The organism is Streptomyces sp. NPDC013157 (genome assembly GCF_042899865.1).
In the GTDB taxonomy this organism is placed as follows: Bacteria; Actinomycetota; Actinomycetes; order Streptomycetales; family Streptomycetaceae; genus Streptomyces.
Map to the genome: position 1 here is coordinate 49,652 of NZ_JBIBAK010000014.1, position 16,682 is coordinate 66,333.

The window sequence follows — 16,682 nt, forward strand, 5'->3', positions numbered from 1 at the left end:
TAGGACCGATGAGCTCACTTTCTCTCGCAGCCGTGTCCGGCCGCCGCCTCAAGGCGCGCCGGGCCGGCGTCGGAGTGACCCGCCCGGGCTTCCTCTGGGCGGTACCCGCGACCGTCTTCTTCCTCCTGTTCGCGATCCTCCCGCTGGTGCTGGTCGCGGTGCTGTCCTTCACCAGCTGGGACGGCATCACCTCGCCGCACTTCAACGGCCTGGCGAACTGGACCAAGCTGATCCACGACCCGGTGATGACCCAGAGCATCTGGCTCACCCTCGTGCTCACCGTGCTCGGGGTCGTGACGCAGACGCCCATCAGCATCCTGCTGGGCGTCTGGGCGGCCGGCCACCAGCGCAACCGGGCCGTGCTGTCCGCGGTCTTCTTCGTCCCCCTGCTGCTCTCGGCGACCGCGGTCTCGGTGGTATGGCGCGCCCTGCTCGACCCCAACTTCGGCATGCCGGGCCAGCTTCCCTGGCTGTTCGGTGACGGCAACCTGCTCGGCAGCCAGACCGGTTCGATCGGGGTGCTGACCTTCGTCGGAATGTGGCAGTTCACACCCCTGCACACGCTCCTCTACCAGGGCGGCGCCCGCGCGATTCCGCAGGTGCTCTACCAGGCCGCGGCGATCGACGGGGCCGGCACCGTGCGGCAGTTCTTCCACATCACCCTGCCACAACTGCGCAACACCGCGATCACCTCGATGATCCTCATGGTCGTCGGCGGGCTGACCACGTTCGACACGGTGCTGATCCTCACCCAGGGCGGCCCCGGCACGGACACCACGGTCAGCGCGTACTACATGTACCAGCAGAGCTTCAAGAACTTCGACTTCGGCGCCGGCTCGGCCATCGCCCTGGTCCTGGTCGTGGTGGCCACGCTCATCTCCCTGGCCGTGGTCCGGCTCTCCGGCTACGACAAGATGCGCAGCACGGCGGAGGGGATCTGATGCGACAGCGCCCCAACTACCTTGCCGGTCTGGGCTCCCTGATATGGCTCGCTCTGGTCGGTCTGCCGCTCTACGTGCTGCTGACCGCGACCCTGCGCACCACCTCCAACTACTCCACCCAGGGCCCGCTGAGCTTTCCGTCGCAGCTGACCCTGAGCAACTACCTCAACGCGTTCTCCAACGGCTTCGGCCAGGACTTCCTCAACACCCTGATCGTCACCGTCAGCGTGGTCGGCATCGTGCTGGTGGTGGTGCCGCCGCTCGCCTACGCCATCGTGCGTGCCCAGGGCCGGACCATCACCGTCGTGTTCCGGGTCTTCCTGCTGGGACTCGCGATCCCCGCGCAGGCGGTGATCGTGCCGATGTTCTACGTGATCAGCCAGGCCGGGCTCTATGACCACCTGATCGGCGTCATCCTGCCCACCGCCGCGTTCTCGCTGCCGGTGTGCACCCTGGTGCTGACCGGGACGATGCGCGACATCACCCCTGAGCTGTACGAAGCCATGGCCATGGACGGAGCCTCCCCGCGGCGGGTCTTCATGCAACTGGTCCTGCCGCTGTCGAAGAGCGGACTCTCCTCCATCGTCGTCTTCTCGGCCCTCCAGGCCTGGAACGGCTTCCTCTTCCCGCTGATCCTCACCCAGTCGGAGTCGACCAAGGTGATCACCCTCGGTCTGTACAACTTCCAGACCGAACACGGCGTCGACGTCCCCGGACTGCTCAGCGCCGTGGTGCTGTCCATGCTCCCCATCTTCATCGTCTACCTGTTCGCCCGCCGCGCCCTGGTCCAGGGGCTCATGGGGGTCGGAGGAAAGTGACCGGCAACATGAACCCCACCGTCGAGCTCGCCACCCCTGTGTGGCGGGACGTCTCGCTCGACCCCGCGACCAGGGCCGACGCCCTGATCGCGGCGATGACCCTGCGGGAGAAGACAGCGCAGCTGGTCGGCGTCTGGGTGGGCGCCTCCGACGAGGGCGGCGAGGTCGCCCCGCACCAGCACGAGATGGAGGAGCCGCCGGACCTGGACGAGTTGCTGCCGAACGGTCTGGGCCAGCTGACCCGGCCCTTCGGCACCGTTCCCGTGGACGCCGCCGTCGGTGCGCTCTCCCTCGCCCGCTCCCAGCAGCGCATCGTCGCCGCCAACCGTTTCGGCATACCCGCGATCGCCCACGAGGAGTGCCTGGCCGGGTTCGCGGCCTGGGGGGCGACCGCCTACCCGGTCCCGCTGTCCTGGGGAGCGACCTTCAACCCCGAGCTGGTGCGCACCATGGCCACCGCCATCGGGACCGACATGCGCGCCGTCGGCGTCCACCAGGGTCTCGCCCCCGTGCTCGACGTGGTGCGCGACGCCCGCTGGGGCCGCGTCGAGGAGGCCATCGGCGAGGATCCGTACCTGGTCGGCACCATCGCCACCGCTTACGTGCAGGGCCTGGAGTCCGCCGGGATCGTCGCCACGCTCAAGCACTTCGCCGGCTACTCCGCCTCGCGGGCCGGCCGCAACCTCGCACCGGTCTCCATGGGCGTCCGTGAGCGCGCCGACGTCATCCTTCCCCCGTTCGAGATGGCGCTGCGCGAGGGCCGACCGCGCTCGGTCATGCACGCCTACACCGACACCGACGGCATCCCTTCGGCCGCCGACCAGGAACTGCTCACCGGTCTGCTCCGGGACACCTGGGGCTTCGACGGGACGGTGGTGGCGGACTACTTCGGCATCGCCTTCCTCAAGCTCCTGCACGGCGTCGCCGGAAGCTGGGACGAGGCCGCCGGGCTTGCCCTCGCCAGTGGCGTCGACGTCGAGCTGCCGACCGTCAAGACATTCGGACAGCCGCTGCTCGACGCGGTCGAGGCCGGCACCGTCCCTGAGGAGCTGATCGATCGCGCCCTGCGCCGGATCCTCGTCCAGAAGGCACAGCTCGGCCTGCTCGACCCCGACTGGAACCCGGTTCCGCACGCGCTCTCCGGAGCGGAACTGGCCGCTCCCGAGGCGCTGCGCGGCAGCGTCGACCTGGACCCCCCGGCCAACCGGGAGTTGGCGCGCGAGCTGGCGGAGCAGGCCGTCGTGCTGCTGCGCAATGACGGCACGCTGCCACTCGGCCGCCCCCGCCGGATCGCGCTGATCGGCCCCAACGCCGACACCCCGACGGCCGTGCTGGGCTGCTACTCCTTCCCCGTGCACGTCGGCTCGCAACACCCCGAGGTCCCGACCGGCATCGCGCTGCCCACGCTGCGCGAGACCTTGGCGGCCGAGTTCCCCGACGCCGAGATCTTCTCCGCGCCCGGTGCGACGGTCGACGGCGACAGCACGGCCGGCTTCGCCGAGGCGGTCGCGGCGGCCCGCGTCGCCGACGTCGTAGTGCTCGCTCTCGGGGACCGCGCCGGCCTGTTCGGCCGCGGCACCAGCGGCGAGGGATGTGACGCCGAATCGATGCAACTGCCCGGCGTGCAGCAGCAGTTGCTCGACGCCCTGCTGGATGCCGGCACGCCCGTGGTGCTCGTCATGCTGGCGGGCCGCCCTTACACACTGGGTCGCGCCGACACGGAGGCGGCGGCGATCGTCCAGTCCTTCTTCCCTGGGGAGGCGGGCACCGAAGCGATCGCCGGCGTGCTGAGCGGGCGGGTGAACCCCTCCGGACGGCTGCCCGTGAGTGTGCCGCGGCACAAGGGTGTTCAGCCCTCCACCTACCTGGCCGCCCGGCTGGCCCAGGACAGCGACGTGTCCAGCACCAGTACCAGCGCGGCCTACGGGTTCGGGCACGGGCTCGGCTACACGGAATTCGAGTGGTCCGCGCTCGACGTCAGCGTCGCGGAGACGGGCACCGACGGCAGCTTCCGGATCGCCTTCGAGGTCCGCAACACCGGCGATCGCTCCGGCTGCGAGGTGGTGCAGTTCTACCTGCACGACCCGGTGGCCTCCGTGGTCCAGCCGATGCAGCGCCTCGTCGGCTACCGGCGCCTCCCGCTCGAAACCGGGGAAGTCTGCCGGGTCCTCCTGGAACTTCCCGCGGACCTGGCCTCCTTCACCGGCCGCGCGGGCCGTCGCATCGTCGAACCCGGCGAGCTGGAACTACGGATCTCCGCCAGCAGCACCGACCACCGCATCACGGTCCCGCTGCGCCTGACCGGCCAGGTCCGGGAGGTCGACCACACCCGCAGGCTGCACCCCGTCGTCACCGTCGAGTGCCACTGACGCAACGAGAGCCGCGCGTGTACACCGACCTGCCCGAGGAGGCCCGCTCGTACGGCGGCGAGGCCGGCCTGACGCCGGTCAGCACCGGACTGAGCACCGTGGACACCTTCGACGGCACCTTCCCGGGCTTCGGCGAGGAGCCGGTCAAGGCGTGGCTGCGCCTGCCGGGCACGGCGACCGGCCTCCTTCCGGCCGTCGTGCAGTACGTCGGTCTTGGCGGCGGACGAGGGCATGTGCGGGAGAACCTGCGCCGGGCGTCCGCCGGGTACGCCCACCTCCAGGTGGACACGCGCGGGCCGGGCTCGGGCTGGAGCCGGGGCGCGACCCCCGACTCCGGCCCGACCGGGCCGGAGGTCTCCGGCGTGATGACCCGAGGCATCAGCTCTCCGCGCACGTACTACTACCGCCGACTGCTCACCGAGGCGGTCCGGGCCGTGGACCGTCCGCCGACTGGACCGCGTCGACCCCGACCGGGTCGCCGTGATCGGACAAGGCCAGGGCGGCGGCACCGCACTCGCTGTCCCCGGCCTGGCGCCACGACTCCTACGCCGAACTGCCGGAAGGGCGACGAGTGAGTCGCTGCGCACCGGATCCGCTTCCTCCTGCCGCACGCGGAGATCAGCTTTCCGAACTGACGCGGACGAAACCCGGTGAACAGGGCTGTCCAGGAGCGGTTCGACGCCGTGATCCAACCAGCCACGACACGATCATCTCACCCGTGACCAGCGGTTACGGCACCCGTTGGACTCGCTCCACGGCACCCGGCTGCCCGAAAGGAACACATTCTGTGCGAACGTACGACAACCCTGTGATCAGCGGGTTCCACCCCGATCCGAGCGTGTGCCGGGTCGGTGACGACTACTACCTGGTGTGCTCCAGCTTCGAATACTTCCCCGGGCTGCCGATCTTCCACAGCAAGGACCTCGTGCACTGGGAGCAGATCGGCAACGTGCTCGACCGGTCCGAACAACTGCCGCTGCCTCTCCCCGGCGCCAAGGCGTCCGGCGGCCTCTACGCCCCCACGATCCGCCACCACGACGGCCGTTACTGGGTCATCAACACCAATATCGACGGCGGCGGCAACTTCGTCGTCTCGGCCGAGCGGCCCGAGGGGCCGTGGAGCGACCCGGTGTGGATCGACCTGCACGGGATCGACCCCGATCTGGCGTGGGAGGAGGACGGCACCTGCTGGTGCGCGTTCTCCGGGCCCGAAGGCGGCATCAACATGGCCAGGATCGACCCGGTCAAGGGGGAGGTTCTAGAGGGGCCCTTTGCCACGTGGTCGGGCAGCGGCCTCAAGTATCCCGAGGCGCCGCACCTCTACCGCATCGGCGACTGGTGGTACCTGCTGATCGCGGAAGGCGGCACCGAACGCGGCCACAGCGTGTCCATCGCCCGCGGCCGCTCGCCACGCGGCCCCTGGGAAGGCGCACCCGCCAACCCCTTGCTGTCCCACAGCGGTACCGCCCGCTCCATCCAGAACACCGGCCACGCCGACCTGGTGGAGGCTCCCGACGGCAGTTGGTGGATGGTGCTGCTCGGCGTCCGGCCCCGCGGCTTCACGCCCGACGTGCACGTGCTCGGACGGGAGACGTTCCTGACCCCCGTGGAGTGGGACGAGGACGGCTGGCCCGTCGTCGCGCCCGTTCCTGAGAGCCACGCGGCCCCGGGCGGTGCCTGGCACCCCGTTCCGGCCCTGCCCGCCCGCGACGACTTCGACGAGTCCGTTCTCGCGCCGCAGTGGGTCTCGCCGTTCACCCGCCCGGAGGGCTCCTGGTCGCTCACCGAGCGCCCCGGCTGGCTGGCCCTCAACGCCACCGGCACCACCCTCGACCGCCCCGGGTACACCTTCGTCGGCCGCCGCCAGCAACACCACGACTGCCGCGTCACCGCGGCGATCGACCCGGGTGCGGGACGCGGCGGCCTCTGCGTGCGCCTGGACGAAGCCCACCACTACGAACTGGAGGTCGGGAACGGAGAGGCCGGCGTCGTCGCCCGGATCGGTCCACTGCGCCAGACCGTGGCCAGCCGACCGGTCCCGTCCGGGCCGCTGACCCTCACCGTCGCGATCCGGACGAACGACCTTGTGCCCGCGTCGCCCGAACTCACCGATGGCGGGACCACCGGCCCTGACACCGTCGCCTTCTGGGTTGGCGATCCCGACGCCTCGGACGCCCAGCCACTCGTCGAACTGGACGGGCGCTACCTGTCCACCGAGGTCGCCTGCGGCTTCACCGGCCGCGTTATCGGCATGTACGCCACCGAGGGCACGGTCGCCTTCGACTGGTTCGAGTACGCCCCGGCCTCGGCGCCCTCCGCTTGACGCCTGGCGTTCGGCCGCGTGCGGCACCTGCGTCCGTGCGGGCGCCGCACGCGGCATGCCACGAGACCGCCCCGTCAAAGGGAGTGGCCGACGATGTCGACCCGGGACGCACCGGTGGCGGCGAGCACCTGGTCGACGAAGAACGAGAGCTGCTGGGCGCCCTCAGGTTACCGGGACTCGTGCAGAAGGCCTCGGCGTTCACGACTCCGTTGGGAAAGTGCCGCTGCCCCGGACCGGCCGGCCCCGTTGATCGGCTCCGGCTGGGTGGAGCAATAGGGGGCCAAGGTCGACAACTACCGCTTCCCGAAGGGGGAGAACGTCGCCGGGAATGGGCCGAGCAGGTCGGGCGGGACGGTTCCCTCTCCTGGACGCCATCGATGGCCCGACCGCGCCGGCCTTGCTGCGCGAGATCCCTGCGGTGGGCATCGTGCGCCGGGCCTGGGCAGAGCAGTATCACCGGGAGGCAGAGGGGGTGCGCCGGCAGGAGGGCAAGGACCTTCCGCCGGCCAGAGACAGGCCTTCCTCCCCTTAGCTTGATCATTGACCTTGCTGCTGTTTCAGGCGGACGTGTTCGGTGCGGGACTCGATTCGTTTCACGATCTTCCCTGGCCCGTGACGGGAGGCCGGCCTGCGGCTCTTCGAGCCGGGTGGGCGTCCTTCTGCCCCTGGGTGATGTCGAAGGTGACCGCCTGGCCTTCCTGCAGCTCACGGAAGCCGGAGACGTTGATGTTGGAGTAGTGCGCGAAGGCGTCCGGCCCGCCGCCGTCCTGCTGGATGGAGCCGTCCGCGGCGCATTGCGCGCGCAGCAGCCGCAGGGCGTCCGCGGGCGGTTACTCGCGCCGTTCGAGCCCGGCTCCGACGAGTTCCACCAGCCAGCCCGGGATCAGCCGGTCGGGAAGGCGATCGATCCAGCCCGCCAGCTCTGCCCAGGGGAGATCCAGCACTGTGCCCCTGCGCCGCAGCACGACGAGCAGTTGGGCCCACCGGATACGACTTCCGCCTTGTCCTGGGCGACGGCGGTCACAGCCCCAACCGCGGTGGAGTCCTGCTCCCTGATGCCTTGCGCAGGTTATGGCGGTCGGGCGATCAGCCGGTCGGCTGGGGCGGGGCTAGTCCGTATGGTCGCTGGTAGCGGTTCAGTCTGCCGCACTCGCCGACTCCGGTCGTCCGTCCGACGGAGCCCGTCGACTGGACCGAGGCCCGCGCCCTGTGAAGTGACGTAAAGGTCACAAGGCGCATCCTGCCCTGTGATGTTGGGCAGATAACTCGGCCGCATCAACACTGACATGAGGAGCGTCAAGGCCGTGACCGCCTCACCCGTCAAACCTGCCCCTGTCCCGACCGCCCCTGGCGGGCTCCCGCTGATCGGGCACGCCCACCATCTGGCGCGGACCCCGCTGCCGTTCATCACCTCGCTTCGCGACCACGGCAGCGTCGTCCGCATTCGTCTGGGCCCGACCCCCGCATACGTGGTCACCGATCCTGTGCTCACCCGTACCGTACTGGTCACCGAGGCGGCGCACTTCGCCAAGGGCGGCAAGATTTTCGACGTCCTGAGGGGTGTCTTCGGCGACGGTCTGGCCACTGTCGCGGACGGCGACACCCATCTGCGCAACCGCCGCCTGATGCAGCCCATGTTCAACAAGGCCCATATCGCCACCCGTGGCAACGCCATGATCGACCAAGTCAGGTCCATGGTCGGTGCGTGGCAAGAGGATCAACTCCGCGACGTGTTCGCGGACATGAACGACGTCACCCTCGCCGCGTTCCTCGTCGCTCTCTTCGGCATGGATCTACCCGCGAACCTGCAAAGGGAGTTCACCGTCCTCATGCCCGTCATCACGAAGGGGGCGATCCGGCAGACCCTCCTGCCCCCCTGGGTGACCCGGCTCCCGCTGCCCGCGAACCGCAGCCACACCCTTTGGGTCGCCCGCCTGCGCGCCCTCATCGACCAGGCCATCGACCACCACTCCGCTCGGTCGGCGGGCACACCCCCCGCCACCGCCCACGATCCGGCCGAAGCTGCAGGATGCCCCCACAAGGCCGCCGACAACGAAGAGGCCGGGTTGTTCGAAACCCTGTTGGCAGCCGGGGATCAGTTCACCCGCAGGCAGCTCCAGGATGAAGCCATCACCCTGATGAACGCGGCGATTGAGACCACGGCCACCACCCTCGCCTGGACCTTGTACGAGCTCACCCAACACCCCGAGATCGAACAGCGTCTGCGCGCCGAACTCGCCGCCGTCTGTTCCGGCCGGTCCTTGCGCCAGGAAGACCTCGACCGGCTCCCCTACGTTCGTCAGGTCCTACAGGAAGCCGTCCGCAAATACGGGCCGGCCTGGATGGTGACCCGAACCGTCACCCGGGACATCGACCTCGGCGGACACCACATCCCCCAGGGCGCCGACATCGTGTGGAGCCCCTACCTCCACCAGAACGACCCCGCCCACTTCCCCGAACCGGCCACCTTCGACCCCGACCGCTGGCCTCCCGATCGCGTACCCACAACCCGCGATTCACTCTTCGCCTTCGGAGACGGCCGCCGCAAATGCATCGGAGAGAATTTCGCCTGGACCGAAATGCAGATCATCCTGGCAACCGTCCTGCAGACCTGGCCCCGTCTTCGCCTCGTCTCCCGCCCTCCCCGCCCTCAGACGGCCATCACCGTCAAGCCGGACAAACTGACCATTTCCTTCGGAACCTCCTGATCGCCAGGCGCTCACCCGACCCACTCCCGAAAACCCAAAGATCCGGTCTCAGCAGCCGCCCGGGACGCTCCTCGGAGATCGCCACCGCCCGCTACAACTGTGAGGATGTTGAGGTGCCGCCTCGGGCGGTGGTCCGGCCCGCGCCATGACCGCCCCTGGTGCCTTGCGTTTGATCGTGACGTACAGTGACAGGCGTCCATGCGGTTGGCCGGCGGGGACGCCTTCCCCGCGGCCCATCAGCCGAATCACTGGTCGTCACCACAACAGGCTTGCTGTCACCGAGCCCGATGGCGCAGTGTTCAACTTGCGTTGAACGAGGGGGCGCGAAAGGGAGGCGGGCGCGCCTCTTGACTGCGGGTTGACGCAAAACATTCACGGGGGGGGTGTTGTGGCCGGACGAATACTGACGCGGGGCCGCCCGATGGGTTTGGCCATTCTGCTCCTGGTGCGTTTGACGGTGGTGTTCCTGGGCGTTGAGGTCGGCGCCGGCATCCTTCTGCACGTCACGCAGAACATCTGGCTGACGTTGCTCGTCTATCCGGCGCTCTATGTCCTGGCCTTCTTTCTCCTCGCGCTGATGGTGCCGGGCATGGAAGAGCCCAAGGGCTGGGCCGTCGTGGCGATGACCGTGGCCCCCATCGCTGCTCTGGTCGTGATGCACCTGACCATTTCGGGCCTGGACCAGCGGGCGCTGCACGCCGACGGCCGGGTGGAGCGGGCCACGGTGACCAAGGTGTACTGGGTCGACCAGGGTGCCGATCCGCCGACTCACGTCGCGCAGCTGGCCGATCCGTCAGGACAGCCGCTACCGGGCGTAGTGTCCGGGGACGGGCTGAAGGCTGGCCAGACCATCACCGTCACCGTGGATCCCCATGGGAAGATCCCGGTGCTGCTGGGCACCCCTTCGACGGGTTCGGGGAAGTTTTGGCTGGCGGGCATCACCGCGGGCGTCGAAATCCTGTTCCTGGCGTTGGCGGCCTACCAGGGCGTCGCCTACCGGCCGGCCGCGAAGACGATGGACAAACCGAAGCGAACGCAGAAACCCGAAGACGTTCCGGCATGACACACCCGCAGCATCGGCCTCGACGTTCCTCGACTCCTGGATCTACGTCAGACGGAGACTCCACGTCCACCACGCAGCCGGGACGGTAGTGGCCAACCGTCTCTGAGCAAGCCGGCCAACCGTCAATGACACCGTGCTCACCAGCGGTCTCGCTCAGATGGACCCGGTCGCGCTCGCCCGCCACCTCGGCGGCCTCGTCTTCCACGCCGCCGCCAAGGACGCCCGGGTCAACCCCGAGCAGGCCGTCCTCAACGGCGTCCTCGACAACAGCTTCCGCCGCCTCGCGCCCGACGAGCCGCGCACCGACCTCGGCGGCGACGAGTGGGCCAACGAGTGGCCCAAGAACTCCGCCTGGGACTTCGTCGCCCTCGGCAAGGGCCACAACGTCGCCTACTCGACCGAGTTCCTGCGCGCGCCCTCCACGAAGTCGACCCGGACATGCTGGTCAATATCGAGCACGAGAAACCGAACTCGGCCGCGTCGAGGGCACAGTCGGTCACGATGTGCCGCTTGCGCCCGGGTACCTTCTTCCCACCGTCGTAGCCGCGTGGCGGCCGGCACCGCCGCGGCGGCCCGCACCGACTGCGCGTCGATGATCCCCGCCGTGGGCTCGGCATTCACCGCCGCTTGGGCCGGGCCCCTCATCCAGCTTCTCGTCAGCCTGCCAGACGGCGCCGCCACCAAAGGTCAGGCCACTGCCGATCAGCGGCGAGCGGATCGGGCAGCGTCCGCTCGACGTACCTGGCATCCAGGGCGTGCACTTGGCGCTCCAGCTGGGCGCGGGGCCAGGGAGACAACCGCTGCAAGACCTCCTCAAGCACGTCGCGAGCGTGCCGCACATCGCCGAAGGAGCAGCCGCGGCACGAACACTCCGCATCCTGCGGATACAGAGGTGTTCGTCCGGGGGGCTGCAGAAACGCTCGATACCGCCGCAGCGCCCGTTCGGTGGCACCGGGATAGACGAAGTAGTCGCCCGAGAACCTCTCTACTCGATCTATGGCGACGCTGGTTCGGGCAGAGAGCCCGTGGATCCGCTCTGGAGGCAAGCCCCACGCGACACGGAGAGGCTGTTCAGCGCGCAACGCGCCGGGCCGCTTACGCGGCATCGACCTTTCGGTACATGGACATGAGCAACATCATGCCAGCGCCTAGGGTCCGACGACGGCCAGGAAACCGCACCCGGCATCGCCCCATCTCCCCAGGGCTCAACCCCGCATGCCGTCCGAGACGGAGTAGCGGGACAGTCCTCAGGCACGGGCCATCATGGCCGAGTCACCTCATTGTGCAGCTGTTGCGAGACGAAAAGGGTGCGGAGCATGCCGGAATCAGGCGGAGGTCTCAGCCGGGCCCGTCCATTGTGAGTACGAACTCGGCTGCCGCGCACGGGACTTGCAATGCCACTTCGTGATTCTGCACAAGTGAGAACCCCCAGCGGAAGTCGGCAGTCTCCGGGAAATGAATGCGTAACGAAGGGCCTATTGACATCCCGTCATGCCTGACCGGCTAATTGTCCGGGACGTCATCCTGCACGCAGGTCTCCCCTGTTCCCGGCCCGATTCCGAGGGCCCGTCACGATGGGTACGAAGTGAAGCAATCGCAATTCCGAAGAGAGCGAATATCCGTGGCCCCGCGGCTCCGTTCGGGTGTAACCGCCCTGGGGCTCGCCGCCCTTGCTCTGCTCTGTATCGAGGCGCCCGCGCACGCCACGCCGGCCACGTCCTCAGGTGCCGCTGCCCCTCCGGCCCGCCTCGACAAATCTCCGGACACCGAAGCCGGCGCGGCCACCGGCCTGACTCCCGTGTGCGGCACGCCTGCCAAGGGACACGCGTCGTGCTTCGCCATGCGCTCCACGAGTGAGTCCCCGTTGCTCCGGCTGGCCGCGGCTCAGACGCCGCCGGGGCTCGGACCGCAGGACCTGCAGAGCGCCTACAGCCTCCCGGCCGACGGCGGCGCGGGGCAGACCATCGCCATCGTGGACGCCTACGACAACCCCGGCGCCGAAGCGGACCTGGCGGTCTACCGCGCCCAGTACGGGCTGCCGCCGTGCACCACGGCCAACGGCTGCTTCAGCAAGGTGGACCAGCGCGGTGGCACCGACTACCCGCTGTCCAACGACGGCTGGGCCGGTGAGATCGCCCTCGACCTCGACATGGTCTCCGCGGTCGCCCCGCAGGCACACATCCTGCTCGTGGAGACCGACAACGACGGACTCGACCGGCTCGCGGCCGGGGTCGACAAGGCGGTCGAGCTGGGCGCGAAGTACGTGTCCAACTCCTACGGCCGCTCCGGCGACTACGCCTCCGACGTCCCGACGTACGGCGCCTCCTACGACCATCCCGGCGTCGCGGTCGTCGCGGCGAGCGGGGACAACGGCTACGGCGTCGCCTTCCCGGCCACCCTTCCCACGGTGACGGCGGTCGGCGGCACCAATCTGGTCGCCGACCCGGGCACTGCCCGCGGGTGGGACGAGACCGTGTGGAAGCGCGGCTCCTACGGGCCCGGCTCGGGCTGCGCGTCGTACCAGTCCAAGCCCTCCTTCCAGCAGGACACCGGATGCCAGGGACGCAGTGTGGCGGACGTCTCCGCGGTAGCTGACAACGTTGCCGTCTACTCGACGTTCGGCAGCCACGGCACCGGCTGGCAGACCTACGGCGGCACCAGCGCGGCCACCCCGGTGATCGCCGGCGTCTACGCGCTGGCCGGCCCACCGCGCCCGGGCACCTACCCCAACGCGTATCCGTACACGGCCGGCGGCACCGGACTGAACGACATCACCTCCGGATCCAACGGCACCTGCGCCGCCGCCTACCTGTGCACCGCGGGCACCGGCTACGACGGCCCCACCGGCCTGGGCACCCCGGCCGGACTCGCGGCCTTCCGCAGCGGCCCGAGCGGGACCCTGACCGGCAAGGTGACCGACACGAGGACCGGCAAACCCGTCGCCTACGCCACCGTGGCCTCCGGCCTCGACGTGGCCACCACGAGCGCCGACGGCACGTACACCCTGAACCTGCCCGCAGGTGAGGTCGACGGGCTCACCGTCACGGCCTTCGGCTACGCGTCCACGGCACCGCTCTCCCTGGAGATCGCGGACGGCCAGGCCGTGACACGCGACTTCGGCCTCAAGGCCCTGCCCCGCACCCATGTGCGCGGCACGGTCCGGGACGGCTCGGGGCACGGCTGGCCGCTGTACGCCCGGATCGCCGTCGAGGGTTCGCCGGAGGCGCCGGTGTGGACCGACCCGGTCACCGGCCGGTACGACATCTCCCTTCCGGAGCAAGCCGGTTACACCCTGGACGTCACCGCGGCCCTGCCCGGTTACGAGGCGGTCACCCGCGAAGTGACGGTGGGCAGGAAACCCGTGACCGCCGACAGCGCCCTGGCCGCCGACCCGGACGCGGCCACCGCCGTCGGCTACGCCCTCCACACCACCGAGCACTCCGAGGGATTCGACACACCGACCGCGGCACCACAGGGCTGGACGGTGGCGAGCGCGGCGGACAGCGACAACGGCTGGCAGTTCGACGACCCCACCCAGCGTGGCAACGCCACCGGCGGCAGCGGCTCCTTCGCGACCGTCGAGAGCGACAACGCGCCCTTCGGACCGCATCAGGACACCTCGCTGGTCAGCCCCGCCTACGACCTGTCGACGGCGCAGTCGGCCAGTCTCACCTTCAAGACGCACTACATCACCAACCTCAGCCAGCAGCACATGACCGTGGACGCCAGCACCGACGACGGCGCCACCTGGCAGAACGTGTGGGCCGGCCCCAAGGCGAACGGCGAGGCCGACCACCTCACGGTGAGCGTCCCGCTGCGGCAGTACGCCGGGCATTCGTCGGTGCGGCTGCGCTTCCACTTCGTCGCGAACTGGGCCTACTTCTGGGAAGTCGACGACGTGAGCGTGCAGAGCCGGACGCTGGAGCCGGTGCCGGGCGGGCTGACGGTGGGAACCGTCCAGGACGCCCGCACCGGTACGGCGATCATCGGCGCGAAGGTCGCCGACGCCTCGGCGCCGGACACCGCCGTACTCACCGTGGCCACGCCGGAGGACCCGGCCGTGGGCGACGGTCTCTACACCCTGTTCTCGCGCGCCCCCGGCGTACACACCCTCCGGGCCACCGCGGACGGCCACCGGCCCCTCACCCGCCGGACCGTGGTGCACCGGGACCGGGCCACCCACAGGGACTTCGCGTTGAAACCCACCACGTAGGCCTCGATCACGGTGCCGTATCCACGGGTACGGCACCGTGCGCGGCGATGCCGGGCCGCACAACCGCCCTCGCGGCAGACCGCCCGAAGCCTTCCGCCGAGACACCTGGCAACCACCTTGCGGGCCCGCGCTTTCCTGACTCGATGCCCTGGATCACCGCACTCCTGCGTATCACCGACCGACCACGGCATCGCCCAAGCCCTGGCTCTCCCCCAGCCACCCCCGTTCGGCCGCCAGCAGGGCGATCTGGAAGCGGGTGCGGGCGCCGAGCCGTGTGCCCGCGTCGCTGACATGTTTCTGAACGGTGCGGCGGCTCACCTTGAGTACGCGGGCGATCGTGTCGTCCTTCATCCCCGCGGCCATCAGGTGCAGGATCTCCCGGGTACGCGGGTCGGGTGACCCCGTCGCCCCGGTGTCCGGCAGCGGCGTGCCGTGGTGGCCGCAGGCCGGCGGCAGCGCATCGGTCCGGCTGGAGAGGGACATGGGTTCGGCATCTCGCCACACACTCTCGAACAGGTCCGACAGCGCCTCGACGAGCGCGGGCGAGTGAACCACCAGTGAGCCGGCGGACGGCCGGTCCCCCCGCACCGGCAGCAGCGCCGCGGTCCGGTCGAACACCACGAGTTTCACCGGCAGCCGTGGCGCCAGCCGAAGTTCCCCGCCTCGCCCGGTGCCGCGCACCGCCGTGGCCAGGGACACCTCGTCGGAGAAGCCTTCGGTCTCGTACACGGAACGCATCCGCACCCCGTCCGCCACCCCTGATGCCTCCGCGGCCACCCCGAAACTGGTGACGTAGGGCGGTTTCGCCAGGTGCAGCACTTCGGTCGTACATCCCTTGAGCAGCTGGGCGTAGCGCGCCGATACCTCGTCCTCGCGCTCCAACAGCTCCACCAGGTGTGCCGAGCGCGGTCCGGACACCGTCTCGTACTTCTCGTGCAAACGCTCCACGAGCCCTTCGGTGCGCGCCAGTTCAGCCCGCCGACGGGCCAGCAGGGCGCTCAGGGAGGTGCGTGGGGGGCCGGCCGCCCAGCGAGGCGCGGCAGCGTCGGTGGGCAGGGCGAGCGAGGCGTCGGCGAGGTCTCGCAGAGCCCGCGCCGCGTCCGCCGTGGACACTCCGACCGCTGCCGCGACTTCGTCCGCGTCAGCCGAGGGCACAGTCACCAGGTGCTCCAGAACGCGACCGGTCAGCGGGTCCAGACCGGCTCCGGACCATGGGCTGTCCGCGGGTGCGTCCATGGGGTTTGCCACTCCTGTGTGCTGCAAGACCGGGCGGACTTGAGCCCGACCGACGGGGTACCGGCCTTGATGCTACGTTGATGCTGGCGGGCCCGGCGGCCGAGGGCGCCCTGATCGTGTTGACCGCCCCCGGCAGGCAGTGCTGGAGTCGGCACGTGGACAGCATCCCCGCCAACCGGCGGCTCTGGAACCAGATCAGCAGCGCCTACCAGCACGAGCACGACCCGCAGATCGGCGCCGCACCCCGGCTGTGGGGCATGTACTCCATCCCCGACGCGCACCTGCACGCCCTGGGCGACGTCACCGGCAAGCGCGTCCTCGAACTCGGCTGCGGCGCCGGCCAGTGGTCCAGGGCGCTCGCCGCCGAGGGCGCCACCGTGGTCGGGCTCGACCTGTCCGAAGCCCAACTCGCGGCAGCGGCCCGCGCGATGGGAGCGGCCCGCTACCGGCTGGTGCAAGGCGCCGCCGAACAACTCCCCTTCGCCGCCGACAGCTTCGACCTGGTGTTCTGCGACTTCGGTGGGCTCAGCTGGGCGCCCCCGCACCTGGCCGTCCCGCAGGCCGCACGCATCCTGCGCCGAGGCGGGCGCCTGGTGTTCAACGTCGCCAGCCCGTGGTTCGAAGCCTGCTACGACGAAGCCGCCAGCCGCGTGACCACGACGCTGCAGCAGGACTACTTCGGGCTGGACACCATCGCCGAAGACGACGGCGCGACCAGCTATCAGCTCACCTACGGCGGCTGGGTCAAGGTCCTGCGCGGCGCGGGTCTCGTCATCGACGACCTCATCGAGCCGCGGCCCGAACCCGGAACACCCAACGGCTACAACGAAACCGACCCACCCGACTGGGCACACCGCTGGCCGGCGGAACTGCTCTGGGTCACCCACAAACCGTAAGTTCCGTCGCGCCGAGACGTGAAGGCATCCCCTCGCCGGACAGGCCCTATAGGACTTGATCGTCTGGGGCACGGCTCCCGAGCGCCGCACCGAGGCGGTTGCGCGACCGCGCGTC

General features: G+C 69.9%; 10 protein-coding genes and 3 pseudogenes. 9 read left to right on the plus strand and 4 right to left on the minus strand.

Annotation, left to right across the window (positions count from 1 at the left end):
* Nucleotides 1–8: 8 nt before the first annotated feature.
* The 4 genes and pseudogenes from ACFY6U_RS34455 to ACFY6U_RS34470 form a co-directional block, all read left to right on the plus strand.
* Nucleotides 9–941 (plus strand): carbohydrate ABC transporter permease, encoded by a 933-nt coding sequence (locus tag ACFY6U_RS34455; protein WP_390044539.1) that lies wholly within the window; start codon nt 9–11, stop codon nt 939–941.
* A complete protein-coding gene (locus ACFY6U_RS34460) occupies nt 941–1,759 on the plus strand; it encodes a carbohydrate ABC transporter permease (RefSeq protein WP_352357809.1) in 819 nt (272 codons plus the stop codon). Before ACFY6U_RS34455 ends, ACFY6U_RS34460 begins: the two co-directional genes overlap by 1 nt.
* Nucleotides 1,760–1,767: 8 nt before the next feature.
* Nucleotides 1,768–4,128, plus strand: a complete 2,361-nt coding sequence (locus ACFY6U_RS34465; protein ID WP_390044541.1) for a beta-glucosidase — start codon at nt 1,768–1,770, stop codon at nt 4,126–4,128.
* 98 nt (nt 4,129–4,226) lie between these two features.
* A pseudogene (locus ACFY6U_RS34470) lies at nt 4,227–4,508 on the plus strand (acetylxylan esterase); the annotation flags it as partial.
* 201 nt (nt 4,509–4,709) lie between these two features.
* Here ACFY6U_RS34470 and ACFY6U_RS34475 read toward each other — a convergent pair.
* Nucleotides 4,710–4,828 (minus strand): annotated as a pseudogene (locus ACFY6U_RS34475) (IS5/IS1182 family transposase); the annotation flags it as partial.
* A gap of 87 nt (nt 4,829–4,915) precedes the next feature.
* Between ACFY6U_RS34475 and ACFY6U_RS34480 the strand changes: the two are divergent.
* The gene (locus ACFY6U_RS34480) at nt 4,916–6,451 is read left to right on the plus strand and encodes a glycoside hydrolase family 43 protein (RefSeq protein ID WP_390044543.1); all 1,536 of its coding nucleotides are present in this window, start codon (nt 4,916–4,918) and stop codon (nt 6,449–6,451) included.
* Nucleotides 6,452–7,044: 593 nt separating this feature from the next.
* On the opposite strand, the gene ACFY6U_RS34485 is transcribed toward ACFY6U_RS34480, so the two are convergent.
* Complete coding sequence (locus ACFY6U_RS34485; protein WP_390044979.1) at nt 7,045–7,266, minus strand: cold shock domain-containing protein; 222 nt, start codon at nt 7,264–7,266, stop codon at nt 7,045–7,047.
* A gap of 489 nt (nt 7,267–7,755) precedes the next feature.
* Between ACFY6U_RS34485 and ACFY6U_RS34490 the strand changes: the two genes are divergently transcribed.
* A complete protein-coding gene (locus ACFY6U_RS34490; RefSeq protein WP_390044545.1) occupies nt 7,756–9,159 on the plus strand; it encodes a cytochrome P450 in 1,404 nt (467 codons plus the stop codon).
* A gap of 445 nt (nt 9,160–9,604) precedes the next feature.
* Entirely contained in the window at nt 9,605–10,222 is a 618-nt protein-coding gene (locus ACFY6U_RS34495) for a hypothetical protein (protein ID WP_390044547.1), read from the plus strand.
* Nucleotides 10,223–10,713: 491 nt separating this feature from the next.
* Here the strand turns inward: ACFY6U_RS34495 and ACFY6U_RS34500 are convergent.
* Nucleotides 10,714–10,837, minus strand: a pseudogene (locus ACFY6U_RS34500) (transposase); the annotation flags it as partial.
* Nucleotides 10,838–12,062: 1,225 nt separating this feature from the next.
* On the opposite strand from ACFY6U_RS34500, the gene ACFY6U_RS34505 reads away from it, so the two are divergent.
* Complete coding sequence (locus ACFY6U_RS34505; protein WP_390044549.1) at nt 12,063–14,435, plus strand: carboxypeptidase regulatory-like domain-containing protein; 2,373 nt, start codon at nt 12,063–12,065, stop codon at nt 14,433–14,435.
* A gap of 171 nt (nt 14,436–14,606) precedes the next feature.
* Here ACFY6U_RS34505 and ACFY6U_RS34510 read toward each other — a convergent pair whose 3' ends face one another.
* Nucleotides 14,607–15,671 (minus strand): LuxR C-terminal-related transcriptional regulator, encoded by a 1,065-nt coding sequence (locus tag ACFY6U_RS34510; protein WP_390044551.1) that lies wholly within the window; start codon nt 15,669–15,671, stop codon nt 14,607–14,609.
* A 155-nt stretch (nt 15,672–15,826) separates the two neighbouring features.
* On the opposite strand from ACFY6U_RS34510, the gene ACFY6U_RS34515 reads away from it, so the two are divergent.
* Nucleotides 15,827–16,567, plus strand: a complete 741-nt coding sequence (locus tag ACFY6U_RS34515; RefSeq protein WP_390044980.1) for a class I SAM-dependent methyltransferase — start codon at nt 15,827–15,829, stop codon at nt 16,565–16,567.
* The last annotated feature ends 115 nt before the right edge of the window (nt 16,568–16,682 follow it).